Here is a 23185-nt window from a genome sequence, read left to right on the forward strand (position 1 = left end):
GACGATGAGCCTATCCGTAGTGCCCGGGCACCGGAGCCATGGCGCCGATAACCATCATCGGAAGCTCAGCACGTCGGCACCCCACGTCGCGCGCTGCACGTGGTCGGGGTCGTCGACGAGCGTGTCCTCGGCGCCGATCAACAGCGTCGCCCGGTCCTCGGGACGGTAGGGCCGCCAGCGCACCTGCCCCGGGCCCGCCGTGGGTTCCTCGCCCGCGGCGAAGCTGCACCACCGGGCCCGCATCCGGCGCGACACCGCCCTGCCGGTCGCCAGACCACCCAACTTGAATGTCGGATCCTTCGGCCCGGCCACCAGATTGCCCCACACGTACGGTAATTCGGTCGCGTGCGCGCCACCGAGCCGCAGGGTCCGCAGCATCGGGGTGGCCCAGTCGAACCGGTACATGTACACCGGGGCGACCTGACTGTGCCCCTCGGCGAACCAGATCGAGGGCATCCGGAACCCCACGTCGCGCGCCACGCCCATGCCGGGCTTCTTCCCGCGGCCGCGGTACACCGCCCCGATCTGCGCCTGGGTGGGGATCTGCAGGCCCGGCTGCTCGGTGGCGATGGCCGCGAACATGTCGGTGATCGCCTGCGGGGTGATCGGCAGCAGCGGTGAGCGCATCCAGCGGAACAACGCCGCCTCGTGCTGATTGGTCCCGATGATCAGCGGCACCGCTGCAGTGCGCCCCTCCCGCGCCAGCTGCGCCGGATAGTCGGGCACCACGTCGCCATCCACGATCGGGACGAAGGCCAGGGTGCCGGGCGACTGCTGCGGGACGTCGTTGAACAGTGCCTTGGTGGCCGTCACGAGCGCGGTCTCGGGCACCGTCAGCAGCTGCGCGGCGTCATCGGCCGACATGCCCAGTTCGGTGAGGAACAGCTCGGCGGTGCGGTGGGCACGGTTCTGGTCGTACACCGAGGTCACCGGCGAACTCTGCGCGATGGCACGGTGGAACAATCCCGCGGCGGCGGGGCTGGCCAGCAGCGTGGTGACGACGCCGCCGCCCGCCGACTCCCCGAACAGGGTGACCCGGTCGGGGTCGCCGCCGAATGCGGCGATGTTGTCGCGCACCCAGTGCAGGGCGAACAGCACGTCACGCAAACCAATGTTGGTTTCGAAGTCCGCGCCGAAGGAAGACAGGTCCAGGAAACCGAAGGCGCCCAGCCGGTAGTTCAGCGTCACCACCACGACGTCGTCGCCGACGGCGAGCTCCCGGCCGTGATAGAGCGGCTGTGCGCCCGAACCCAGCACGTACGCCCCGCCGTGGACCCACACCAGGACCGGCTTGGGCCGGTTCGGTCTCCCGTCGCTTCGCTCGCCCCGGTCGGCCGGCACCCAGACATTCAGGTTCAGACAGTCCGCGCCCTGCCGGGCGCCCAGATCGATCGGGATCCGCGGATCGGTGGGCTGCGCGCAGACGGGCCCGACCTGCGAGGCGTCCGCCGGTTCGATCCAGGGCTCCGGCGGCCGCGGGGCCCGCCAGCGCAACGCGCCGACCGGCGGTGCGGCGTAGCGGATGCCCAGCCACGCCGATACGGTTCCGTCGCTGATACCGCGGACGGGCCCGTTGGTGGTGTCGACGACGAGCGCGTCGGTCATGGTCCTCTCCCTTCACCCGAACATTTCCACGGTACGCACCCGTTCCACGGCTCGGGTCGACCTGCCGCAACGAGATACATTCGCGCTGCTCACAACCCTCTGCGCGGGCGGCTGCGGACCGTAACCTTCACGGCCATGGCCATCGACATCGCTGAGACAGTCACCTCCATCCCGGTTCTGCACACCGCGCAAGAAGCCCTGGCGGCGGCCGACGCGGTCGCCGCGGAACTCGCGATCGGCGCCGCCGAACGCGAGCGCACCGACACCTCACTGCTGCCGCAGTTGCAGCTGGTCGCCGAGTCCGGACTGCTCGCCGTCCCGGTGCCGGCCGCCCATGGCGGGCCGGGTCTGCCCGCCTCGGTCCAGATCGAGGTGCTGCGCCGGCTCTCCCGCGGTGACGGTGCACTGGGTCAGCTGCTGCTGGCCCATTTCGTGGTGTCCCAGGCGATCGGCGGGTTGCCCGTCGACCAGCACCCGGCACCGCGGATCTACGGCGACATCCTGGCCGGCGGCCAGCTCGGCAACGCCACCGCCGAGCGTGGCACCGCCAGCGCGCTGGACCGCCGCACCAGCATCACCCGGCGCCCGGACGGCAACTGGGAACTCAACGGTGTGAAGTACTACGCCACCGGCACTTTGGGCGCGCGCTGGATCGCGGTGGCCGCTCTGATCGCCGATAAGCCCGGTGAGACGGCCACCGTGTTCGTCCGTCCCGACCAGCCCGGTGTCACCCTGGACCTGGAGAAGTGGTCGGCGTTCGGTCAGCGCGGCACCAAGAGCGGTGAGGTGCGCCTGGAAGGGGTGGTGGTCGAGAATGATCTGGTGATCGAGGAGGGCGCCGCACCCGACCCGGTCGACGCGCCGCCGAGCGTGCTCGGCGCCTACGACCAGGCCCTGCACGCCGCCATCGACATCGGCATCGCGCGGGCCGCGCTGGAGGACGGCGCCGAATTCGTGCGCACCAGATCCCGGCCGTGGAAGGAGGCACTCGACGCCGGTTTCGAGCGCGCCGACCAGGAGCCGCACATCGTCCGCCGCTTCGGCGAGCTGACCGCACGGCTCTACGCGCTGGAGGCGCTGCTGGCCCGCGGCGCCGCACTGGTCGACGAGGGGCAGGCCGCCGAGGAACTGTCCCGCGACGCGGCCGCGGACGCCAGCCTCACCGTCGCCGCCGCCAAGGCGCTGGCCCAGGAGTTCGGTGTCGAGATCGCCGGCGGCATCTTCGAACTCACCGGAACCTCGGGCACCGACGGCGAAGTGAACCTCGATCGGCACTGGCGCAATGTGCGCACCCACTCCCTGCACGACCCGGCCCGCTGGAAGTACGTCCACCTGGGCAATCACATCCTGCACGGCACCCGCCCGCCGCGGCTCGGCCTGCTTCTCTGAGGAGCGAATCATGGGATACCGGAACCGTTTCTACCTGACCGGCAGCATCAACCAGCCGACCGTGCAAGACGCCTTCCGTTTCGTCGGACAGCGTCTGCAGGGGCACGGGGTGGGTCAGACAGCGAAAGTGACCCGCGTTCCCGACGGCGAACCGGGCAATCGGGCCAACTGGGTGCTCACCCAGACTCCGCACTTCCTGGACAACCCGACACTGGACGTCGTCGACAGGGGCGGCCGAGAACTTGCCCGGCTCAAGCCCGGAACCACCGGCGCCGACGTCCGTTTCCCGGCCTTCGACTACGCCGACCACGCCATCGCGTCCTACGCGTTGTTCCGGGCCGCACGCGAACGCGGCGAACTGGCACCGGAATCGAAGTTCCTGGTGTCCCTCCCGACCCCGTTCAACGCGGTGAACTTCTTCGTCGAATTCGGCTCGCAGGTCGAGGTCGCCCGCGCCTATGAGGCACCGCTGCGTGACAGCGTGCAGGCGATCCAGGATGCGATCCCGCACCGGGATCTGGCCATCCAGTGGGATCTGCCGGTCGAGGACGCGACCATCGAAGGCTGGTTCCCCAACCCGTACAAGGACTTCGAGGAGATCTACGCGGTCACCGCGCGGCCGGCGTCCTGGGTGCACGAGGACGTCGAGTTGACCTTCCATCTCTGCTACGGGGATTCGAAGTTCGGCGCGTCCCCGTTCATGGGTGACCCACCGGACGCGGAGGCCGCCGCCCGCGGCGGCAGGCACATCTATCCGCGCGACGCCTCGGTGATCGTCGCGGTGTCCAACGGCCTGTCCCGCCATGTGCCGCGGCGCATCGACGCCATCCATGCGGCCACGGTGACCGCGTGGAACCGGCTGGCACACTGGCAGCCGCTGGCCAACCTGGCCATCGAACCGGAGACCGAGTTCTACCTGGGCCTGCTGCACGCCGAGGACGGCGCTACCGGTGCACGATACCGGGCGGCGCTGGCCGCAAAGTTCTTGCCGCAGTTCGGCATTTCGACCGAGTGCGGCCTGGGCAGGCACTCGGCCGAGCAACTCGATCAGGTCGCGACCGCGGTCACCGAACTGTTCGAGGCCAGGGAGAATGCCCTGGCCTGAGAACCGGATATCATCCGGCGTGCGCAAATGGACGCTGCTCGGCGCAGCCATCGCCGCGGAGGTCAGCGGCACCCTGTCCCTGCGGGCTTCCCAGGATCACTGGGCCTGGCTGATCCTCGTCGTCATCGGATACGTCTCGTCCTTCATCCTGCTGGCCGCGGTGCTGCGGGCCGGGATGCCGGTCGGGGTGGCATACGGGATCTGGGGCGCGACAGGCACCGCGGTGACCGCGGTGGCGGCCTCGGTGATCTTCGGCGAGGCCTTCACCTGGCCGATCGCGGCGGGCATCGCGCTCATCATCGCCGGCGTGCTGTTCATCGAATTCGGATCGCATGACCGGCGGGCCGAGGTGACCCGATGATGTGGCTGATCCTGGCCGCCGCGATCGGGGTGGAGGTGCTGGCGACGCTGTCGCTGCGGGCCTCCGACGGCTTCCGCCGCAAGAAGTGGCTGGTGCCGGTGATCGCCGGGTACGTGCTGTCCTTCTACCTGTTGTGGCTGTCGCTGTCGCTGGGCATGCCGGTGGGCGTGGCCTACGGCGTCTGGACGGCGTGCGGTGTCGCTCTGGTCGCCATCGCCGCCCGGTTCCTGTTCCGTGACCCGTTGACCGTGCGGATGGTCATCGGCATCGGGCTGATCATCGCCGGGGTGCTCACGATCGAGATGGCCGGCGTGCACTGAGCACTCCGGCCAGCATCGCGACCAGCAGACCCGCCACCGGGACCAGCAGCAACCCGGCGCGCAGACCGGCCGCGTCCGCGATCAGACCCACCACCGGCGGGGAGGCCACGAACCCGACCCGCATCAGCCAGGCCACCGCGGTCAGCCCGGTACCGCGGCGCAGGCCGGGCAAGCTGTCGGCGCCGTGCATGGCGGCCGGTACCAACGTGGCCACTCCGAGCCCGACCGCGGCGAAGCCCGCGACCGTGCCCGGCACGCTGGGAAAGGCCAGCGCCGCACCCATACCCACGGCGATGAGCAGTCCCCCGGCGCGGGCGAGGGTGCGCTCACCGAAACGGTCCACCAGCCGGTCCCCGGTGAGCCGGCCGACGAACATGCAGACCATCAACGCCAGGTACCCGGTCACCGCGACAGCACCCGGCGCACCGACGCCGTCCCGCATGTACAGGGTGGCCCAGCTGCTGCCGGCATCCTCGATCACCGCGCCGGCGGTCGCTATCCCGATCAGCGCCGCCAGCGCGGCGTAGACCGCGAAACCGGGGCGCAGGCCCGCCTCGGCGTGTTCCCGGCCGTCATCCACGTGATCGGGTCCGGGCAGCAGGTGCGGGTAGGCGGTGATCGCCACCGTCGCGAACAGTGCCGCCGAGATCCCCAGGTGGGTCGCGCGGCCGATGTCCAGCGCGATGGCCGCCGCCCCCATCAACCCGCCCAGGATGGCGCCCGCCGCCCAGACCGCGTGCAACGAGTTGATGATGGACCGCCGGTAATGCTGCTGCACCCGTAGTCCGTGCGCGTTCTGCGCGACATCGGTGACCGCGTCGCAGGCACCCGCCGCGAACAGCGCGGCCCCCAGCACCACCGGGGTGGTGGCGAAACCGGCGGCCAGGATCAGCACCGCCATCGCCACCGTGGAGACGACCGCGGCCCGCGCCGACCCCGCCCGGCGGATGATCGCGCCCGCCGCGAGCCCGGCGACCAGCGCACCGGCGGCGAATGCCGCGACGATGACCCCGTACACGGCGTTGGTCAACGCCAGGTCGGTCTTGATCTCCGGGTATCTGGGCAACAGGTTGGCGAACACCGCCCCGTTGGTGAGGAACAGGGCCGCAACCGCGATCCTGGCCCGGCGGTCCGGCACGGAGACGGGCCGGGCGCAGGACATCCTGCCGAGGTTACCGACCGTCCGCTGCGCGCACCGACGGGCCGGGGGACGCCGAGTCCAGCGACGGCCGCGCGAATCCGGCAGTATTGCGCCCATGAGCGAATTGGCCGACCTCGCACAGTTGTACGGCGTGGCGACCGAGTTCGTCGACTGGCGCGGGCGCAACGTACCGGTCTCCGAGGACACCCTGGTCGGCGTGCTGGCCGCACTCGGAGTGCCCGCCGGCACCGAGGCCGAGCGCATCGTGGCCCGCCGCGCCCATGAGCGTGACTACTGGGCGCACGTGCTGCCGCCGACCATCGTCGCGCGGTCCGGCACCGCCTCCTCGTTCTGGGTACACGTGACCCACGGCGACCCCGTCGAGCTGTGGATCCGATTGGAGGACGGGACGGTGCACAGCGGGCTACGTCAGCTCGAAAACAACCGTCCGCCATATGATCTGGACGGCCGTCCGGTCGGCGAGGCGTCCTTCGAACTGCCCGCCGGGCTGCCTGCCGGCTATCACCGGTTGCACGCGCAGAGCGGCGGGGTGGACAGCAGCACCGTGCTCATCGTCGCCCCTGCCACGCTGCCGGCACCGCCCGGCCGGCACTGGGGCCTGGCCACCCAGCTGTACAGCGTCACATCCGAAAACTCCTGGGGCACAGGAGATATCACTGACCTCACCGATCTGGCCGTCTGGTCGGCGACGCGGCACGGGGCGGGATTCATCCTGGTCAACCCACTGCATGCGGCCGCTCCGGTGGCCCCGATGGAACCCTCGCCGTACCTGCCCACCTCCCGTCGCTTCGTCAACCCGCTCTACCTGCGCGTGGAAGCCGTTCCCGAGTACGCGTTCCTGCGTAAACGGGGCCCGCTGCGCAAGGCCCGCGCCGACCTGGCCGCCCGCGCACTCCGCAGCGACGGGATCGACCGGGACGCCGCGTGGAAGGTCAAGCGGGCGGCCCTGGCGCAGCTGTACCGGGTGCCCCGTTCGGCCGGCCGCGAACTGGCATACGCCGGCTACCGGGAACGTGAGGGCCGCAGCCTCGACGACTTCGCCACCTGGTGTGCACTGGCCGAGGTGCACGGCCCCGACTGGCATCGGTGGCCCGCGGAACTCGGCCACCCGGACAGCCCGGCGGTCGCGGCGTTCGCCGCCGCGCACCCGCAGGCCGTCGACTTCCACCGCTGGCTGCAGTGGCTGCTCGATGACCAGCTGACCGCGGCGCAGGCCACCGCGGTGCAGTCCGGGATGTCGCTGGGCATCATGCACGACCTGGCGGTCGGGGTGGACCCCGACGGCGCCGACGCGTGGGCGCTGCAGGATGTGCTGGCGCTCGGGGTCAGCGCCGGCGCGCCACCGGATGAGTACAACCAACTCGGGCAGGACTGGTCCCAGCCCCCGTGGCGGCCCGATCAGCTCGAGAAGGTCGGGTACGCACCGTTCCGGGCCCTGGTCAACGCGGTGTTGCGGCACGCCGGCGGGGTCCGCATCGACCACATCATCGGCCTGTTCCGGCTGTGGTGGATCCCGGAGGGCGCCCCACCCACCGAGGGGACCTACGTGCGGTATGACCACGACGCACTGATCGGCATCGTGGCGCTGGAGGCGATGCGGGCCGGTGCGGTGGTGGTCGGCGAGGACCTGGGCACCGTCGAGCCATGGGTGCGCGATTACCTGGCCGCACGCGGCCTGTTCGGCACGTCGATCCTCTGGTTCGAGCGGGACCGAGAATGGGGCCGCGAGGACAAGCCGCTGCCGGCCGACCGCTGGCGCGAGGCCTGCCTGTCCTCGGTGACCACCCACGACCTGCCGCCCACGGCCGGCTATCTGGCCGGCGAGCACATCCGGATACGCGAGGAACTCGGACTGCTGACCCGCCCGGCCGAGGACGAACTCGCCCACGACCGCGCCGAGCAGGCCGCCTGGCGCGACGAGCTGCGTCGCCTGGGACTGGTCGGCGAAGCCCCGGACACCGACGAGATCATCCGCGGTCTGTACGCCTACCTGGGCCGCACCCCGTCCAAGCTGCTCGCGCTGGCGCTGCCGGATGCGGTGGGCGATGTCCGGGCGCAGAACCAGCCGGGCACCACCGACGAGTACCCGAACTGGCGGGTGCCGCTCACCGGACCCGACGGCCGCCGTCTGCAGTTGGAGGACATCTTCGCCGACCCGCGCGCCTACGCGCTGGCGGAAGTAATGAAAACCCAGGTCCGGACGATGGAATCGTGACTGGAGTTTCTACAGGTGCTCTTCTGCGATATCTTCGCAACGCACCGCGACACCCGGAGGGCACGTGAACAAGGTACTTGCGTTGGGGCTCGGCACCAGCGCCGCAGCTGTGGCGATGATGATCGCCGCCGGCGGCACCGCCCATTCCGCTCCGGCCTCGGAGAGCGACAGCCCCTACAACGTCGTGGGCCAGACCTACGGCCGCGCCGTGCAGATCCTCGCCGGCTCCGGCATCAAGGCGACCTTCGGCGGCGCCGTGGGCAGCGACCTGCAGCAGAGCCTGTGCGTGGTGGACAAGCAGAAGTTCAACACCTCGGGGCGGATGATCCTGATGCTCAACTGCACCCAGGAGGCCTTCGACGAGGCCGGGCTGAGCAACTCGACCGGTTCCGGCCCCGGCGGGCGCACCGTCGGCGCCAACGGCGTCACCACCGTGACACCCACTCCGATGCCGCCTCCCGGCGCCGGGGTCCCGACGTCGCCGGCCCCCGTCCCGCCACCAGCCTGAGCCCGGCGCCCGGGATTCGCCCATGCCGCTGGCAGCCGGTGCCGACTTCGCGGGGTACACCGTGGTCCAGTGCCTCGGCACCGGCGGAATGGGCGAGGTCTACCTCGCCCAGCATCCCCGACTGCCCCGCCGGGATGCGCTGAAGATCCTCAAGGCCGGCGTCTCTGCGGATGACGAGTACCGGCAACGGTTCGAGCGCGAGGCCGATATCGCGGCGACACTGTGGCATCCGCACATCGTCGGCGTGCACGACCGCGGCGAACACGACGGTCAGTTGTGGATCGCCATGGACTACGTGCCGGGCACCGACACCGCCCGGTACATGCGTGAGCAGCACCCCGGCGGGCTGCCCGCCGAACAGGTCGACGAGATCGTCACCGCGGTGGCCGCCGCGCTGGACTACGCACATCAGCGCAATCTGCTGCACCGCGACGTCAAGCCGGCCAACATCCTGCTCTCCGACACCCGCTCACCCGATCATCGGATCCTGTTGGCCGACTTCGGTATTGCCCGGTGGTCCGATGATGTCAGCGGACTGACCGCCACCAACATGACCGTCGGCACGGTGTCCTACGCCGCCCCGGAACAGCTGATGGACACCGCGGTGACCGGCCAGGCCGACCAGTACGCGCTGGCCGCCACCGCCTATGAACTGCTCACCGGTAAGCCGCCGTTCCAGAACTCCAATCCCGCGGTGGTCATCAGCCAGCACCTGTCGGCGTCGCCCCCGGCCGTCGGGGACCGCCGCCCGGAACTCGCGCACGTGGACCCGGTGTTCGCCAAGGCGCTGGCCAAGGACCCCGCCGACCGGTTCCGGAGCTGCACCGAATTCGCGCAGGCGCTGAGCCACCAACTGGCCGGCGACTCGCTCGGCCTGACCCAGATGGCGCCGGCGAGTCCGGTGGCCGCACCGGCGCGCAGGCTGCGCGGTGCCATCATCGTCGCGTCGGTCCTCGCCGTCGCGCTGTGCGCCGCGACCGCGGTGGCCCTCTACGAGCTCAACCGCGCGAACAAGGACGAGCGCACCTCGTCCCCGGCCGCCCCGGGGTCCGCCACCGGGACGGCGACGACCACCACGGCGACGGTGACCACCAGCGCGGCCGACCCGGCGTCGACCGGCGCCGCAGCCCCGACGGCCACCGTGGCCATCGGGGCCGACTGCCTGCCGGTGGGCGCCACCGCCCGCACCGCCGACGGTGCGACGGCCCACTGTGCGACCCTGCAGGACACCGAGGCCACCATCTGGTCGCTCACCCCCGGCTCAGTCCCCATCCCGACGGTCACCAGCACGGATCCGACCGAGGAGCCGCTACCGGCCGCCGAGGAGTCGCCGGTGCGGGTGTGCATGGAGCAGACCGGACAGACTCGCCGGGACTGCCGCGAACAGATCCGCCGCAGCAACGGGCTGCCCTGATCGGGAGTCAGTCACCGCAAACCCGGTCCCCCAGTTCCTGCAGCAATGAATCCAACAGCGGCCGTTGACCTTTGAGTAGCTTCTCGCGCGCGTCGACCACACTGAACCAGCCCACCCGGTCCAACTCGGGGTACTCCCGGAACGTGCCGGACCCCTTGGGCCACTCCAGCGTGAACGTGTTGCTCACCGCATCGCGGACGTCCAGGTCGGCCTCGACGGCGTAGACCGTGACCACCTTGCCGCTGGGTTGGCGCAATGGGGCGAACTCGATGCGCGGGCCGTCGGGCGCGGGGAGTCCGACTTCCTCGGTGAACTCGCGCCGGGCCGCGACCCACGGGTCCTCGGTGTCGTCGTACTCGCCCTTGGGGATGCTCCAGGCACCCTCGTCCTTGCGCGCCCAGAACGGGCCGCCGGGATGACCGATCAGCACCTCCGGGATGCCGTCGATGACGCGGTACACCAACAGACCTGCGCTCAATCGCGGCATACCGCAGGCTAATGCGCACCGCAGGCCGGTTGTCAAGGATTGTCGGCCGCCGGAATTTAGCGCCCGTACCGCCGGTTACATCGTGCAGAAGCGAAAGAAGGCACCGGCCATGAGGGCAAGACGATTCATCACAGCGCTCGGGGTAGCGCTGGCGGGTGCGTCCATCGGGTGGGCCGCACCCGTGGGCGCGGCACCGGAGGGACCGGACAGCGTCGAGCAGACGGCCGGCGACCTCCAGGTCCCGGCCGGCGTCATCGTGGTGGAACGACCCGGCGGTATCTCAATGGAGCGGACCAGAATGTCCGGTGTGCTCCCCGGTCTCGAACCGATGCGGCTCGTCGGCGGCAGCGTCCTGTTCGAGGTCGGCTGACGCGCTGCGGTCAGAAGCCCGCCAGGCCGCGCGAGACATCGAGCAACCCCGCGGGTTCGAGCCCGAACACCTTGCCGTCACCGATGCCCGCCACGGCCGCCGGGCAGAACATCGAGATGGCCACCCCGGTGAACATGGTGGCCGGGCCCAGCGACATACCGGCGGTATCGGCCACCTTGGCGGCGACGTTGGCCGCGTTCTGTCCCGGCTCGGACAGCATCGGGCAGACCGACTGTCCCAGGGCGACGGTGTCGATGGCCGCGGGTGCGCTCACCCCGGCCTGGTCGAGCGCGGTCAGGAAGCTGTCGGTGACCGGGTCTGCGGACGCCGGGGCCGCGACAGCCAGTGCGGCGCTCGCCGCAGCAAGGGTGGACAGCAGGCAGGTCGGGGTGCGGCGCAGCATGGTTACCGAGTCTACGGGGCTCACATGCCCGCCCACCCGGCATCGATCTGGGTGGCGATGTCGATGATCCTGGCCTGCCGCGCGCCCAGGCTGTCGATCTCCCCCACCACGTGCGCGGCGATGAACCGTTTGATCTCGGCGTCGATACCGGCCAGCACCCGCAGCACCTCGGCCCGCAGCGTGCCCGAGGTGACGTGGATGGAGATGTCGCGCGGGCCCGGCCTGTCCACATCGATGATGAGCAGCAGCGGGGCGGCCGCGCGGGCGGTGGCCGTGAGCGCGATCTCGCCGAACACCTGGAACCGGGGCTTGTCGATCCGCAGGTCGACGACCATCTTGATCTCCAGCGGGATCCGGATGTCGAAGGTGATGGCGCGGCCCACCTGCCGGGTGACCCGCGGCGCCTGCACCTTCACCCGTGCCGTGACCTTGGCGATGCCGCCCGGCCCCTGACCCATCGGGCCCATCTCGAACTCTTCGCCGGCGATCGCACCGATCGCATCCGCGACGCGCTTCTCGGTGACCGCGACTTCGAAGAACCGGCGGCCGAACTCCTCGTAGCTCAGATACTGCAGCGCAGCGTCGGCTGCCGGCGGTTCGGAGGGCGAAGAACTGTCCATGGTGCCTACAACCGTCTCATGCCGGGCGCCTCAGTCCGGGGTTCGGTCCCCGGCGTGGCCCTCTTCGAAGAACACACGCAACCGGCGGATCCGGGTCGGTCGAGACCCCACATCGGCGATCAGCACCGCATCGCCGCCGGGTCCGGTCACGCTGACGGCGACATGGCGCCCGGCCACGATCGTCGTGCGCCGCCGCGCTCCCGCCAGCGCCTCCACGAGTTCGGCCGGCCGTAGCCGACCGCTGTCACCGGCGGTCAGCTCGGCATCCGACCCGAGCACGCGCCGCACCGACATCTCGTTGCCCGAACACGCATCGTCGACCACCTGCGCCACATACCGTTTTCCGCGGGTCCCCACCCCGGCCAGCCCCGACATGAACCCGGCCGCCCCTGCAGGCCCCTGGTTGGTCAGCAACGCGCGGGTCAGCTGCACCGACGCAGGCACCGCGGCCGGCCCGTTGCGGGCGAACTGCCACGCCATGGCCGGCAGTTCCCAGTACGCCTGCAACCGGGAGATGCGCAGGTCCTCCGAGGTGAGTCCGGCCGGTCTCACGTCGTACCGGAGAATCGCCGGGATGCGCATCGACACCGCCGGGCCCATGGCCACTTCCAGCACCAGGTCGCGCAGCATCGTCTGGCCCCGCACGATGTCGATGTCTCGGTGGAAGGTGATGTCCCGCGGGCCGATGAAGGTGTCGTAGAACCGCTCGATCTCGGCCTGCCCGACATGCGGCCGCGAGCCCACCGGGTCCTCGATGGTGGCCGCGTCGGTGAACAGCCCGACCCAGCCGGTCCGGTCGTGCGCACCGGCCGCCGCGGGCGAGCGCTCCACCGTCGCCAGAACCGCACTTCGAGATGTGGACATATCCTTGGTTACCACCCCTGTGTGAAGGAGGACGGCGATGAGCCAGAACGGGCCGTTCGGTATCGACCCTGAAGATTTTGACAGGCTCGCCCGCGAAGCCGGCGAGGGGCTGCGTGACGCGCTCGACCGGTTCGGCAAGCGCGCGGGCTGGGCCACCCTGATCGACCAGTTCACCGGTCAGGCGCAGCCGTCCAAGCCGGAAACCACCGGTGACACCGGCGACGGGGTGTGGGCGATCTACACCGTGAACGCCGACGGCGGAGCCCACATCGAAGAGGTCTATCCGACCGAACTGGACGCGCTGCGAGCCAACAAGAACAACACCGACCCGGCGCGACGGGTCCGCTTCCTGCCGTACGGGATCGCGGTCAGTGTGCTCGACGCGCCCGAACAGCCCCGCGCGGACGGCTCACCTCACTAGACTCTGCCGCGGTACGGGGACAACCGGCAAAGGGTGGGACATGATCAGAGGACTGGCGGTCGCCGCAGCGCTTGCGGCGGTCACGTTGGGTTTTGCCCCGGCCGCGCTCGCCGACGACGAGTCGGGCCGCTATCCCACCGATGTGCCCGGCATGAACTACCAGGCCGCCCTCGGCGCACCCTGCGAGAACACCCAGCTGTTCACCTTCGGCCGCGGCCGCGGCGGTCAGCCGATGAAGTGCAGCTGGATCCCCAACCAGTGGCCGCCGGTGCACACCGGGTTCTGGACGGTGTCCTACGACCTGCACGGCGTCCAGGAGGTCGGCGCGCCCTGCTCGGTGGCCAAGGGCGCCGCGCAGACCACCGACGGCCGGCCCATGCTGTGCCTGGGCGCGCGGGGCTGGCAACCCGGGGTGCTGACCGGCGACGGGTTCTTCCCGGCCTAGTTCATCGCGATCAGGTGATCGCGGGACAGGTCGGCGACGCTGCCGACGCCCATCAGGGTCAGCGTCTGCCGGATCTCCGCGGCGAGAATGCCCAGCACCGCCGCGACACCGTCGGCCCCGGCGACCGCCAGCCCGTACAGACAGGGCCGGCCGACCATCACCGCGTCGGCGCCCAACGCCAACGCCGTCACCGCATCGCTGCCCGAGCGCACGCCCCCGTCGAGCAGCACCGTCGCCCGGTCCCCGACCGCGTCGACCACCGCCGGCAGCGCCGCCAGTGACGGCACCGCCGGATTGAGTTGGCGGCCACCGTGATTGGAGACCACCACCCCGGTCGCACCGATCTGCACCGCGCGCTGCGCATCCGCGGGGTCGAGAATTCCCTTGACCACGAACGGGCCTTCCCAGCGGTCCCGCAGTGCGGCCACGTCGGCCCAGGTCAGATCGGGCCGGATCTGACGCTGCTGCACGGCCACCGACTCCACCGCGCCGGCCGCCCCGCGGGTGCCGGTGACGTTGGCCATCGTCATCCGGCGGTGCCGCAGCAGCCCGTACCACCAACCCGGGCGGACCGCGGCGTCGGCGATGCGGCGCGGCGTGAGGATCGGCGGATGCCCCATCCCGGTGCGACGCTCCCCCACCCGGTTTCCCTGCACCGGGACGTCGACGGTCACCACCAGGGTGCGGTAGCCGCTGTCGCGGGCGCGGTCGAGCATCGACGTCATGAAACCCGCGCGCTCACCCCACGGGTACAGCTGGAACCAGTGGTCGTGCCGGGTGCCCGTGGCCACCTCCTCGATGGAATACGACGACGCGGTGCTCAGTGTCAGCCGGGTGCCGGCCTGCTCGGCCGCGCGGGCGGCACCGAGTTCACCGGTCCAGTGCGCCAACCCGGTCAGCCCGGTGGGCGACAACAGCACCGGCAGGTCCAGCCGTTCCCCGAACAACTCGACGCCGATGTCGGCACCGCTGTGCCCGGCCAGAACGCGTTGGCGCAGTGACCAGTTCGTGAACGCCGTCCGGTTTCCGTACAGGGTCCGCTCATCCTCGGCGCCGCCGTCCAGATACGCCCACACCATCGTCGGCAGCGCGCGCCGGGCGGCGGCGCGGTAGTCCTCGACGCAGACCAGCGGCGGCCGGGTGCGCAACCGGTACCCGAAGGCCGTCATCTGATCGCGATCGGGGTGGTCGGCGAACCGACCGCATTGCTGATGTGCAGCGGCGGCGCGGCCAGCAGGAAACTCCACCGGCCGTCCTCGGCGCAGGCCGCCGACAGGGCCTCCAGGTCCAGAATCTCGGCCAGCGGCATACCCATATCGCGGATCAGCACACAGTGCAGCGGCACCACGGTGCCGGACTGCGCGCTCGGCAGGACCTCGATGGCCCAGTTGTCCGAGCCGAGCGCCGCCACCGATCGGTCGTGCAGCCAGCGCGCACAGGCCAGGTCGAGGCCCGGCTCGGTCTTCATCCATCCGGCCGGACCGTCGGCGAGAAGTTTTGCCCGCCAACCAGTGCGGATCAACAGGAAGTCCCCTTCGGCCACCGTCACGCCTTGCGCCCGCTCGGCGGCGTCCAGGTCATCGGGGGTGATGGCGGTGCCGCCTTCCAACCACGGCACATTCTTGAGCCGGGCGATGTCGAGCAGCACGCCGCGGCCGACCAGACGATCGGTCATCGCATCGACGGCGAGCTTGCGGGCGCCGAACCGGGCGCCGACCTCATCGGTCGAATACCCGTTGTACATCCGGTCGTCGTAGGCGACGTGGGCCAGGCCGTCCCACTGCGTGCCCGACTGCAACGGCATGATGATCCAGTCATCGGAGATCTGCACACCGTGCGGATCCGACCAGTCGTGCGGCGCCATCGACATCAGGTGCACCGGGTTGAGCCGTCCACCGATGCCGCTCTGCGGGCCGCTGCTGCCGACCGGGATGCTCAGCTGGAACACCCGGCCCGAGCGCACCTCGGTGGCCGCGGCCCGGATGTGCTCTCCGGTGACGAAGTTCAGAGTGCCCAGTTGATCGTCGGGACCCCAGCGCCCCCAGTTCGAGAGCTCCCGGCCGATGTCCCTGAAGTTGACACTCATGCGTTACAGAATTGCATATCATTGTCAACCTCGGTGCAACCTTGCCGAACCCACCTCTGGAGGTATCCGTGCCGAACGCCCCGGTGCTCACGTTCGATACCGCCGACCCCGAATTCGTCCGCGACCCGTGGCCGCGCTATCAGCAGATCCGCGACCTGGGCGGGGTGGTGTTCAACGAACGGGTCAATCGGTGGATGGTTGCCGGTTTCGACGATGCCCGCACAATTCTCACCACTGCAACGGTTTTCGGATCCGAGCGCGGCCAGGCCGAGCAGGCCGGGGTGTTCGGCGGCCCGACGATGGAGTTCTACGACGGCCCGCATCACGACCGGATGCGCGCCATCTGGTCCGACGACTTCCGGCCGCGGACCCTCGCGGCGCTGCGCCCGGCGATCACCGAGGTGGTCCGCGCGCGACTCGCCCCGTGCCTGCGCCGGCTGCGGGCCGGCGAGACCGTCGAGGTGGTCGCCGAACTGACCCGCGGCATCCCCACCGAGGTGATCGCGCACCTGCTCGGTATCGAGTCGGACATGGCCGGCCGGTTCGCCGAGTGGAGCGACGCGATGGGCGCCTCGGCCGAGGGATACACCAACCCCGGTGAGCGCGGCGCCCGGTTGATCGCGGTCGGCAAGGCGGCGACCGCCGAACTCAACGAGTACATCCGTGCGCAGATCACCCGGCGGCGCTGTCCGTCCTTCACCGGCGACGATCTGATCACCACGATGGTCCGCCACGACTACGCGTGTACTCACATGACCGAGCAGGAGATCATCGCGTCCAACACCCAGTTGGTGTTCGCGGGGAATGAGACCACCGCGAAGTTGCTCGCGCAGATCGTGGTCACACTGGCCGCACATCCCGAGCAACGCGACGCCCTGGCCGGGGATCCGGAACTGATCCCGGCCGCGGTCGAAGAGGTACACCGGCACGAGACCATCACCCATTCGGTGTTCCGGGACGCCATCGGCGAACGGGCGTTCGTCGGCGGGGTCCGGGTGCCGGACGGCCGGCGCATCACCTTGCTGTTGGGTGCGGCCAACCGGGACCCGGCCCGCTGGGAGCACCCGGAGCGTTTCGATGTGTTCCGGAAGAAGTTGCCGCACCTGGGTTTTGCGTTCGGCCTGCACAGCTGCCTGGGCATGAATCTGGCCCGGCTGGAAGCCCAGATCTTCGTGGAAGAACTGCTCGCCACACTGCCCCGCTGGCGGGTGCACGGGCAGGTCGACTACGGCAGGAACTTCGCGGTACGCGGGCCGGCCGCGGTGTACATCAGCGCGGCCTAGCGGTGGGACGGCTTGAGCGCGTCAGCCCTCCGGCGGTCCGACGCTGGACATCACCAGCTGCAGGAACGTCCGGTAGAGGTCTTCGCCGTCGAGGTGGCTGGCCAGCGTGACACCGTCATTGGTCGCCAGCAGCACCCGGGCCAGCGATTCCGCCGGGATCTTCAACGAACCACCCAGCCGCGCTACACCTTTGGTGATGTAATCGGCCAGCGAGCGCACCGTCTCGCGACGTTGGGCGGCCACCCGGTCCCGGGCCGCCGGATTGCGCATCAGGAACAGGGTGAACTCGTAGTTCAACGCCGCCGCCTGCTGTGCGTCGGTACCGCTGAGCACCCGCCACCGCTCGGCGAATCCCTCCACGTCGATGTCGGCGAACCGGTCGAAGGACTCCATCACATCGGCGAACCCGTCCAGGAAGCGCTGACGGTGCCGTTCGATCACCGCGAGGAAGAGTTCCTCCTTGCCGCCGAACTGCGCGTAGATGGCGCCACGGGTGTATCCGGCGGCCTCGGCGATGTCCTCCAGCGAACCGGCGTATCCGCGGCCGGCGAAGATCTTCTCGGCCGCGTCGAGCAGGACGATGCGGGTCTGCTCCATGCGGCGTTCCCTGGTCCAGCGCTCGGTCATCGGCCCATCCTCCCAGAGATCAATCTCAAATACAGCCTTGTATCTGAGATTCAAATCTGTACTGTCGTGACTGGCGTCACAGCCCTGACGTCGCCATCTCTTCGTGAACGCCCGCCCCGAGGAAGGGAACCCGTTGCCGTCATGAGCGAACTCCAGCAGATGGCGCCGCTGACCGCCGAGCAGTGGGGCGATGCCGAGTACGCGGCGTTCGGCGCGCTGCTCGGCCTGCCCGCCGACAAGGTGCCCCGAGCCGGATCCGGCGAGGCGTATGACCCGCTGAACTTCGACATCATCGGCATGCTCGCCCACCACCCCGAGATGGCGCGACTATTTCTGCGGTTCAACGGATTTCTACTGCAGCGCGGCGAGCTCGCCGGGCGGCTGCGCGAACTGATCATCCTGCGGGTGGCGCTGCGGCACCGGTCGGCATTCGAATGGGGTCAGCACGTCCGGATGGGCGCCGCCGTCGGTGTCACCGACGACGACGTCGCCGCCCTCATCAAGGGCAACGATGGGTTCAGCGGCGCCGATCGGATCGTGCTCGACACGGTCGACGAACTGATCGCCGACGGAAAGGCGCAGTGGGACACCTGGCAGCGCCTCGTCGACACGGTCGGCGAGCGGGCCGCGATGGAGGTCGTCTTCCTCGTCGGCACGTACGCCATGACCGGAATGGCGTTCAGCACCTGGGGACTACAGGCCAAACCGGGCAGCGCACCGCTGCCACCGCAGGACCCGACAACAGAAGAGGGACATCGATGAACCTGGAAGAGCGGATCGCCAAACACCGCCGGATGGCGGAGAGCTACCGCGACAAGTACGTGCTGCAGAAGATCGCCGACGGGGAGAACTACGACGAGTGGGAGTTCACCGACGACGCGGTGTACACCTCGCCCTACTTCGCTGCCGGCCAGGAGTTGGTGCTCAAAGACGTGGCGACGCATTGGGATATGGCCGCCACCATCGAGGCCAAGGCCTACGGCATCACCTTCCCGGATTGGAAGCCGGTGGACTTCAAGCTGTGGCCGGCCGAGAACGGATTCGTGCAGCGCTACCGCTGGCAGGGCACCAACGTGAACACCGGCGAGGTGATGGGCTTCTACTCCATCAGCTTCGTCGACACCAACGAGGACGGCCAGATCACGCACTGGTCGACCTACGTCAACGACGAGGAATACGGGCCCTTCCTGGAGGCCGCCATCGGCGCCCGCGGACCGTTCCGCGGCGAGGATTACATGCAGGCGCTGGCAAAGCATTTCGAGAAGCACGGCCTGAGTTTCTAGAGGGAGCCCACGATGACGACCAGTGCCACCGACAAGCTGTACTACGACCCCTGGGACACCGATCTCAACGCCGACCCGTACCCGATGTTCGGACGCCTCCGCGCCGAAGCGCCGTTGTACTACAACGAAGCCCACGACTTCTACGCGGTCAGCCGCTTCGAGGACGTCAACCGTGCGCTGGTCGACCACGCCACGTTCAGCTCGGCGCGCGGCGCCGTGCTGGAGATCATCAAGGCCGGCGTCGAGATCCCGCCCGGCTCGCTGATCTTCGAGGATCCCCCGATCCACGACATCCACCGCAACCTGCTCTCGCGTGCCTTCACCCCACGCAAGATCAACGCGCTGGAACCGAAGGTCCGCGAGTTCACCCGCCGCTGCCTCGACCCGCTGGTCGGCGGGGACCGGTTCGATTTCGTCAAGGACCTCGGCGCGGTGATGCCGTTGCGGGTGGTCAGCGAACTGTTCGGCATTCCGGAGGACTACCAGAACCGGGTGACCGAGGACGGTGACAAGTACGTGCGCACCGAGCGGGGCGCGCAGATGACCGACAATCCGGACGGCCCGATCACCGACGGGCAGCTGTTCGCCGAGTTCATCGACTGGCGGGCCGACCATCCCGCCGACGATCTGACCACCGAGTTGCTCAACGCCGAGTTCACCGACGAGACCGGCACCACCCGCAAGTTGCGCCGGGAAGAACTGCTGATGTTCATGAACGTGGTGGCGGTCGCCGGGTCGGAGACCACCACCCGGCTGATCGGCTGGGCCGGCAAGTTGCTGTCCGAGCATCCCGCCCAGCGCCGCAAATTGGTCGAGGACCGGTCGCTGATACCGGGCGCGGTCGAGGAGATCCTGCGGTTCGAGCCGCCGGCGCTGCAGGCCGCCCGCTACGTCACCGGCGACACCGAGTTCCACGGCACCACGGTGCCGGCGGGCAGCGCGATCATCCTGCTGATCGGCGCGGCCAATCGGGACGAGCAGCGGTTCGGCGCCGACGCCGAACAGTTCGATGTCACCCGGTCCGTGCGTCAGCACCTGACGTTCGGGGTCGGCGCACACTACTGCCTGGGCAATGCGCTGGCCCGCATCGAGGGCCGTATCGCGTTGGAGGAGATCATGAATCGCTTCTCCGATTGGGAGGTCGACCTGGACGCCGCGGTGTTCTCGTCCTCGTCGGTGGTCCGCGGCTGGGACAGCATGCCCGCCACCGTGTAGCCACCCGCCGGTGTCCGGCGGATATTCGTTGCGTGCACCTTGTCGATCGCCGAGTGTCCGGCGCCCCAGGGTGCTACGTTTCGCGCGAGCGAAGTCGACAGGGGGGCACGTCATGGCGTCACAGGAACCGGTCTGGTCCAAGCCCGCGGCGCTCGCCCTCCCGCCGGAGGGCTATTTCGAGGAGGAGCGCGGCCGATACGGCCCGGTGTTCCCGCGCACACCCGCCTGCCACGGCTTTTCCATCATCGCCAAGGTGAAGGAGGGCCGCGAGGCTGCAGTACGTGCGTACGGGAAGCAGATCGAGGAGACCATCGCCGCGAGCCCGGACGCGCTGGCGCCGCTGCGGCTGCACTACCTGCGGTGGAATCTCTTCGATGTGGGCTCCGGCCTGCACTTCCAGTACATGGGCATCTTCGACACCGATTTCGACAAGTACACCGAGGATGCCGTGCAGCTGTTCAGCGCCACCGGCATCACCACCGTGTTCACCAATCTCGAAGGGTTTCCCGAGGATTGGAAGGAGAACCCGGAGGCCTTCATCAGGTTCGTCCGTGAACACCAGGTGCCGAGCTTCCTCGAGTACGGCGAGTACCCCTATGTGACCGCCGACGAGATCAAGAAGGCGCTGCGGCTCAAGGCCGCGTTCTCCGACATGCTCGATCAGATGCAGTGACGTGCTCGAGCTCGACGATATCCAGCACATCCTGCTGACCCGCACCCCGGCCATCACCGGGCGCTACGAGTTCCTGACCTTCGACACCCCCGCCGGCGGGCGGGCCTGGCTGGCCGCGCTGACCGAGCTGGTGCAGTCGGCGGCCGAGGTGCACGCCTCCATGGACTCGGCGGACCGCTGGGTGACGGTGGCGTTCACCTGGAACGGTCTGCGCGCTCTCGGCGTTCCCGAGGATTCGCTGGCCACGTTCCCGGACGCGTTCCGGGAGGGCATGGTGTCGCGGGCGGCCATCCTCGGTGACATCGGCAGCCACGCCCCGCAGCACTGGGTCGGTGGGCTGGCCGGTGAGGACCTGCATGCCATCGCGATCCTGTTTTCCCGCACCGACGAACAGTGCCGACGGTCCATCGAGAACCACGACGCGCTGTTGGCCCGCACCGACGGGGTGCGCAGCCTGTCGTACCTGGACCTCAACGCCACCCCACCGTTCAACTACGCACACGATCACTTCGGTTTCCGGGACCGGTTGTCGCAGCCGGTGATGAAGGGCTCCGGCGAGGAACCGACACCCGGATCCGGCGACCCACTGGAACCCGGCGAGTTCATCCTGGGCTACCCCGACGAGAACGGACCGGTGGCCAACCTCCCCCAGCCGGCGGTGCTGTCCCGTAACGGCAGCTATATGGCCTACCGGCGACTCGAAGAACACGTGGCGGTGTTCCGTGACTACCTGCGTGAGAACTCCGACACCAACGAGGGACAGGACCTGCTGGCCGCCAAGTTCATGGGCCGGTGGCGCAGCGGCGCACCGCTGGTGCTGGCACCGGACTCCGACGATCCCGAACTCGGCGCAGACCCGATGCGCAACAACGATTTCAACTACCAGCAGATGGATCCGCACGGCTACGCCTGCCCGCTGGGTGCGCATGCGCGGCGACTCAATCCCCGCGACACGGCGCACTACATGAACCGGCGCCGGATGATCCGCCGCGGCGCCACCTACGGCCCGGCGTTGCCCGAGGGTGCACCCGACGACGGTCAGGCCCGTGGTATCGCGGCCTTCATCATCTGCGCGGATCTGGTGCGCCAGTTCGAGTTCGCGCAGAACGTCTGGATCAACGACAAGACGTTCCACGAACTCGGCAATGAACACGATCCCATCTGTGGACAACAGGACGGCAGCCTGGACTTCACCGTGCCGCGACGACCGATCCGCAAGGTCCACAAGGGAATACCGGCGTTCACCACACTCACCGGCGGCGCGTACTTCTTCCTCCCCGGCCTCGAGGCGCTCCGCTATCTGGCGGCTTTGGAGGACGAGTCATGACCGGAGCGCGTACCTACAACCAGACCCACGTCGCCCGACCCCACGATGGTCGGCGAAGGGTCAGCGTCTACTGGACATGGAGCTATCCGTGGGAGGCCCAACGGGATCCGGGCGCCATGGAGAACCGCTTCTCCACCATCACCGAAGTGCGTAATGCGTTGTGGCCTGCCTATGAGACCCCGGAATACCAGGTCGAGCACTTCCTCCAGGGCATCGCCGGCACCCTGGAGCTCTTCCACCGGTCCACGCTGGCCTTCCAGGAGGTGGCCGAGGCGGCCACCGGGCATCCGGTCGCGGTGTTCCAGCGTATCGACCAGGCCGGCTACCGGTTACCGATCGATGAGCGGGTGCTCGACGATTGCGACACCCTGATGGTGTTCGGGCTGGATCATCTGCTGTCCCAACAGGAAGCCTCGGCCGACGAGATCGACGCCGTCCGCCGATGGTTGCGCCGCGAGGGCACCTGCCTGCTACTGGCCCCGCACCATGACGTCGGCAACACCGACGACTATCCGCGCAGACAGGTCGAGTACCTGCACCACGGCGATCCGCTGGTCCCCCGTCAGCAGCGCTTCGGCCGGTACACCCGATCGCTGATGACCGCGTTGGACGTTGCGGTGCACAACAACTGGGGTTTGCGACCCGCCGTGGTCCCCGGCACCCGGGAGATCGCTGCGCTGGACGCGCGGCCCGACCTGGACGACCTGGGACTACTGACCGGTGTCAGCACCTTCAACTTCCACCCGCACCTTCCGCACTATGAACTGACCGCGCCGGAATCCGGTGCGCTTCGGGTGCTGGGCCGCCAACCTGTCGACGTGGGCCGCCCCCACCCCTACGTCGATGCGGGCAACACCGACTTCAACGCGCTGATCTGGATGCCGCCGACCGGTGAGCGGGCCGGCGACATCGTGGTGGTGGACTCCACCCACTTCACCACCTTGTTCGGTGGCACCGACAGCCTCAAGACGTTCTGGCACAACCTGGTGACGATGCGCTAGT

At 69.3% G+C, this 23185-nt stretch carries 26 protein-coding genes; 17 read left to right on the plus strand and 9 right to left on the minus strand.

Features of this window, described 5'->3' with window-relative positions; all coding sequences use genetic code 11:
• Positions 1-54: 54 nt before the first annotated feature.
• Positions 55-1605 carry a carboxylesterase/lipase family protein gene (locus K0O62_RS16385; RefSeq protein ID WP_073858144.1) on the minus strand — a complete coding sequence of 517 codons (1551 nt, stop codon included), beginning with the start codon at positions 1603-1605 and terminating at the stop codon, positions 55-57.
• 135 nt (positions 1606-1740) lie between these two features.
• On the opposite strand from K0O62_RS16385, the gene K0O62_RS16390 reads away from it, so the two are divergent.
• Genes K0O62_RS16390 through K0O62_RS16405 form a run of 4 tightly spaced genes read left to right on the plus strand, consistent with a single transcriptional unit; the run spans position 1741 to position 4780 of the window.
• Positions 1741-2994: an acyl-CoA dehydrogenase family protein gene (locus tag K0O62_RS16390; protein ID WP_073858145.1), complete on the plus strand. Its 1254-nt coding sequence runs from the start codon at positions 1741-1743 to the stop codon at positions 2992-2994.
• A 10-nt stretch (positions 2995-3004) separates the two neighbouring features.
• Positions 3005-4099, plus strand: a complete 1095-nt coding sequence (locus K0O62_RS16395; protein WP_073858146.1) for a hypothetical protein — start codon at positions 3005-3007, stop codon at positions 4097-4099.
• Between the two features lie 19 nt (positions 4100-4118).
• Positions 4119-4460 carry a DMT family transporter gene (locus tag K0O62_RS16400; RefSeq protein WP_073858147.1) on the plus strand — a complete coding sequence of 114 codons (342 nt, stop codon included), beginning with the start codon at positions 4119-4121 and terminating at the stop codon, positions 4458-4460.
• Positions 4460-4780 (plus strand): DMT family transporter, encoded by a 321-nt coding sequence (locus K0O62_RS16405; RefSeq protein WP_073858148.1) that lies wholly within the window; start codon positions 4460-4462, stop codon positions 4778-4780. Before K0O62_RS16400 ends, K0O62_RS16405 begins: the two co-directional genes overlap by 1 nt.
• Here K0O62_RS16405 and K0O62_RS16410 read toward each other — a convergent pair.
• Positions 4752-5942 carry an MFS transporter gene (locus K0O62_RS16410; protein WP_073858149.1) on the minus strand — a complete coding sequence of 397 codons (1191 nt, stop codon included), beginning with the start codon at positions 5940-5942 and terminating at the stop codon, positions 4752-4754. The two genes, K0O62_RS16405 and K0O62_RS16410, sit on opposite strands and share 29 nt — an antisense overlap.
• A gap of 94 nt (positions 5943-6036) precedes the next feature.
• Here K0O62_RS16410 and malQ point away from each other — a divergent pair, with 94 nt between their 5' ends.
• The 3 genes from malQ (at position 6037) to K0O62_RS16425 (ending at position 10079) form a co-directional block, all read left to right on the plus strand.
• On the plus strand, positions 6037-8157 hold the full coding sequence (gene malQ, locus K0O62_RS16415; protein WP_073858150.1) for a 4-alpha-glucanotransferase: 2121 nt from the start codon (positions 6037-6039) through the stop codon (positions 8155-8157).
• 64 nt (positions 8158-8221) lie between these two features.
• Positions 8222-8665 carry a hypothetical protein gene (locus K0O62_RS16420; RefSeq protein ID WP_073858151.1) on the plus strand — a complete coding sequence of 148 codons (444 nt, stop codon included), beginning with the start codon at positions 8222-8224 and terminating at the stop codon, positions 8663-8665.
• Positions 8666-8687: 22 nt separating this feature from the next.
• Positions 8688-10079: a serine/threonine-protein kinase gene (locus K0O62_RS16425; RefSeq protein WP_073858152.1), complete on the plus strand. Its 1392-nt coding sequence runs from the start codon at positions 8688-8690 to the stop codon at positions 10077-10079.
• A gap of 7 nt (positions 10080-10086) precedes the next feature.
• On the opposite strand, the gene K0O62_RS16430 is transcribed toward K0O62_RS16425, so the two are convergent.
• A complete protein-coding gene (locus tag K0O62_RS16430) occupies positions 10087-10566 on the minus strand; it encodes an NUDIX hydrolase (protein WP_073858153.1) in 480 nt (159 codons plus the stop codon).
• Positions 10567-10675: 109 nt separating this feature from the next.
• On the opposite strand from K0O62_RS16430, the gene K0O62_RS16435 reads away from it, so the two are divergent.
• Positions 10676-10936, plus strand: coding sequence for a hypothetical protein (locus tag K0O62_RS16435; RefSeq protein ID WP_131817437.1), 261 nt, complete (start codon positions 10676-10678; stop codon positions 10934-10936).
• A gap of 10 nt (positions 10937-10946) precedes the next feature.
• On the opposite strand, the gene K0O62_RS16440 is transcribed toward K0O62_RS16435, so the two are convergent.
• From K0O62_RS16440 to K0O62_RS16450, 3 genes are read right to left on the minus strand one after another with little or no spacing between them, the layout of a single operon-like run.
• Complete coding sequence (locus tag K0O62_RS16440) at positions 10947-11339, minus strand: DUF732 domain-containing protein (protein ID WP_073858155.1); 393 nt, start codon at positions 11337-11339, stop codon at positions 10947-10949.
• 20 nt (positions 11340-11359) lie between these two features.
• Complete coding sequence (locus K0O62_RS16445; protein WP_073858156.1) at positions 11360-11959, minus strand: hypothetical protein; 600 nt, start codon at positions 11957-11959, stop codon at positions 11360-11362.
• A 30-nt stretch (positions 11960-11989) separates the two neighbouring features.
• A complete protein-coding gene (locus K0O62_RS16450; RefSeq protein WP_073858157.1) occupies positions 11990-12823 on the minus strand; it encodes a ketosteroid isomerase family protein in 834 nt (277 codons plus the stop codon).
• 37 nt (positions 12824-12860) lie between these two features.
• Here K0O62_RS16450 and K0O62_RS16455 point away from each other — a divergent pair, with 37 nt between their 5' ends.
• Entirely contained in the window at positions 12861-13244 is a 384-nt protein-coding gene (locus tag K0O62_RS16455) for an Rv0313 family protein (protein ID WP_073858158.1), read from the plus strand.
• A 40-nt stretch (positions 13245-13284) separates the two neighbouring features.
• Positions 13285-13689, plus strand: a complete 405-nt coding sequence (locus tag K0O62_RS16460) for a hypothetical protein (RefSeq protein WP_073858159.1) — start codon at positions 13285-13287, stop codon at positions 13687-13689.
• Here the strand turns inward: K0O62_RS16460 and K0O62_RS16465 are convergent.
• A complete protein-coding gene (locus tag K0O62_RS16465) occupies positions 13686-14858 on the minus strand; it encodes an alpha-hydroxy acid oxidase (RefSeq protein WP_073858160.1) in 1173 nt (390 codons plus the stop codon). The two genes, K0O62_RS16460 and K0O62_RS16465, sit on opposite strands and share 4 nt — an antisense overlap.
• A complete protein-coding gene (locus K0O62_RS16470) occupies positions 14855-15775 on the minus strand; it encodes a cyclase family protein (RefSeq protein WP_073858161.1) in 921 nt (306 codons plus the stop codon). Before K0O62_RS16470 ends, K0O62_RS16465 begins: the two co-directional genes overlap by 4 nt.
• A gap of 68 nt (positions 15776-15843) precedes the next feature.
• On the opposite strand from K0O62_RS16470, the gene K0O62_RS16475 reads away from it, so the two are divergent.
• On the plus strand, positions 15844-17058 hold the full coding sequence (locus tag K0O62_RS16475; RefSeq protein WP_073858162.1) for a cytochrome P450: 1215 nt from the start codon (positions 15844-15846) through the stop codon (positions 17056-17058).
• A gap of 21 nt (positions 17059-17079) precedes the next feature.
• Here K0O62_RS16475 and K0O62_RS16480 read toward each other — a convergent pair whose 3' ends face one another.
• A complete protein-coding gene (locus K0O62_RS16480) occupies positions 17080-17685 on the minus strand; it encodes a TetR/AcrR family transcriptional regulator (protein WP_073858163.1) in 606 nt (201 codons plus the stop codon).
• Positions 17686-17826: 141 nt separating this feature from the next.
• Here K0O62_RS16480 and K0O62_RS16485 point away from each other — a divergent pair, with 141 nt between their 5' ends.
• From K0O62_RS16485 to K0O62_RS16510, 6 genes are all read left to right on the plus strand, one after another.
• Positions 17827-18447 carry a carboxymuconolactone decarboxylase family protein gene (locus K0O62_RS16485; RefSeq protein ID WP_073858164.1) on the plus strand — a complete coding sequence of 207 codons (621 nt, stop codon included), beginning with the start codon at positions 17827-17829 and terminating at the stop codon, positions 18445-18447.
• A complete protein-coding gene (locus K0O62_RS16490) occupies positions 18444-18968 on the plus strand; it encodes a nuclear transport factor 2-like protein (protein ID WP_073858165.1) in 525 nt (174 codons plus the stop codon). The genes K0O62_RS16485 and K0O62_RS16490 overlap by 4 nt, the downstream gene beginning before the upstream one ends.
• 12 nt (positions 18969-18980) lie before the next feature.
• Positions 18981-20183, plus strand: coding sequence for a cytochrome P450 (locus K0O62_RS16495; RefSeq protein ID WP_073858166.1), 1203 nt, complete (start codon positions 18981-18983; stop codon positions 20181-20183).
• A 112-nt stretch (positions 20184-20295) separates the two neighbouring features.
• Positions 20296-20856 carry a hypothetical protein gene (locus tag K0O62_RS16500; RefSeq protein ID WP_073858167.1) on the plus strand — a complete coding sequence of 187 codons (561 nt, stop codon included), beginning with the start codon at positions 20296-20298 and terminating at the stop codon, positions 20854-20856.
• Between the two features lies 1 nt (position 20857).
• Positions 20858-22183, plus strand: a complete 1326-nt coding sequence (locus K0O62_RS16505; protein WP_073858168.1) for a Dyp-type peroxidase — start codon at positions 20858-20860, stop codon at positions 22181-22183.
• Positions 22180-23184 (plus strand): hypothetical protein, encoded by a 1005-nt coding sequence (locus tag K0O62_RS16510; protein WP_073858169.1) that lies wholly within the window; start codon positions 22180-22182, stop codon positions 23182-23184. The genes K0O62_RS16505 and K0O62_RS16510 overlap by 4 nt, the downstream gene beginning before the upstream one ends.
• The last annotated feature ends 1 nt before the right edge of the window (position 23185 follow it).

This window comes from Mycolicibacterium diernhoferi, from assembly GCF_019456655.1.
Classification (GTDB): Bacteria; Actinomycetota; Actinomycetes; order Mycobacteriales; family Mycobacteriaceae; genus Mycobacterium; species Mycobacterium diernhoferi.

Coding starts and splice junctions, on each gene's coding strand:
- K0O62_RS16385 (WP_073858144.1), bottom strand. CDS start 1,605: ATGACCGACGCGCTCGTCGTCGACACCACCAACGGGCCCGTCCGCGGT.
- K0O62_RS16390 (WP_073858145.1), top strand. CDS start 1,741: ATGGCCATCGACATCGCTGAGACAGTCACCTCCATCCCGGTTCTGCAC.
- K0O62_RS16395 (WP_073858146.1), top strand. CDS start 3,005: ATGGGATACCGGAACCGTTTCTACCTGACCGGCAGCATCAACCAGCCG.
- K0O62_RS16405 (WP_073858148.1), top strand. CDS start 4,460: ATGTGGCTGATCCTGGCCGCCGCGATCGGGGTGGAGGTGCTGGCGACG.
- K0O62_RS16410 (WP_073858149.1), bottom strand. CDS start 5,942: ATGTCCTGCGCCCGGCCCGTCTCCGTGCCGGACCGCCGGGCCAGGATC.
- malQ (WP_073858150.1), top strand. CDS start 6,037: ATGAGCGAATTGGCCGACCTCGCACAGTTGTACGGCGTGGCGACCGAG.
- K0O62_RS16425 (WP_073858152.1), top strand. CDS start 8,688: ATGCCGCTGGCAGCCGGTGCCGACTTCGCGGGGTACACCGTGGTCCAG.
- K0O62_RS16430 (WP_073858153.1), bottom strand. CDS start 10,566: ATGCCGCGATTGAGCGCAGGTCTGTTGGTGTACCGCGTCATCGACGGC.
- K0O62_RS16435 (WP_131817437.1), top strand. CDS start 10,676: ATGAGGGCAAGACGATTCATCACAGCGCTCGGGGTAGCGCTGGCGGGT.
- K0O62_RS16440 (WP_073858155.1), bottom strand. CDS start 11,339: ATGCTGCGCCGCACCCCGACCTGCCTGCTGTCCACCCTTGCTGCGGCG.
- K0O62_RS16445 (WP_073858156.1), bottom strand. CDS start 11,959: ATGGACAGTTCTTCGCCCTCCGAACCGCCGGCAGCCGACGCTGCGCTG.
- K0O62_RS16450 (WP_073858157.1), bottom strand. CDS start 12,823: ATGTCCACATCTCGAAGTGCGGTTCTGGCGACGGTGGAGCGCTCGCCC.
- K0O62_RS16455 (WP_073858158.1), top strand. CDS start 12,861: ATGAGCCAGAACGGGCCGTTCGGTATCGACCCTGAAGATTTTGACAGG.
- K0O62_RS16460 (WP_073858159.1), top strand. CDS start 13,285: ATGATCAGAGGACTGGCGGTCGCCGCAGCGCTTGCGGCGGTCACGTTG.
- K0O62_RS16465 (WP_073858160.1), bottom strand. CDS start 14,858: ATGACGGCCTTCGGGTACCGGTTGCGCACCCGGCCGCCGCTGGTCTGC.
- K0O62_RS16470 (WP_073858161.1), bottom strand. CDS start 15,775: ATGAGTGTCAACTTCAGGGACATCGGCCGGGAGCTCTCGAACTGGGGG.
- K0O62_RS16480 (WP_073858163.1), bottom strand. CDS start 17,685: ATGACCGAGCGCTGGACCAGGGAACGCCGCATGGAGCAGACCCGCATC.
- K0O62_RS16485 (WP_073858164.1), top strand. CDS start 17,827: ATGAGCGAACTCCAGCAGATGGCGCCGCTGACCGCCGAGCAGTGGGGC.
- K0O62_RS16490 (WP_073858165.1), top strand. CDS start 18,444: ATGAACCTGGAAGAGCGGATCGCCAAACACCGCCGGATGGCGGAGAGC.
- K0O62_RS16495 (WP_073858166.1), top strand. CDS start 18,981: ATGACGACCAGTGCCACCGACAAGCTGTACTACGACCCCTGGGACACC.
- K0O62_RS16500 (WP_073858167.1), top strand. CDS start 20,296: ATGGCGTCACAGGAACCGGTCTGGTCCAAGCCCGCGGCGCTCGCCCTC.
- K0O62_RS16510 (WP_073858169.1), top strand. CDS start 22,180: ATGACCGGAGCGCGTACCTACAACCAGACCCACGTCGCCCGACCCCAC.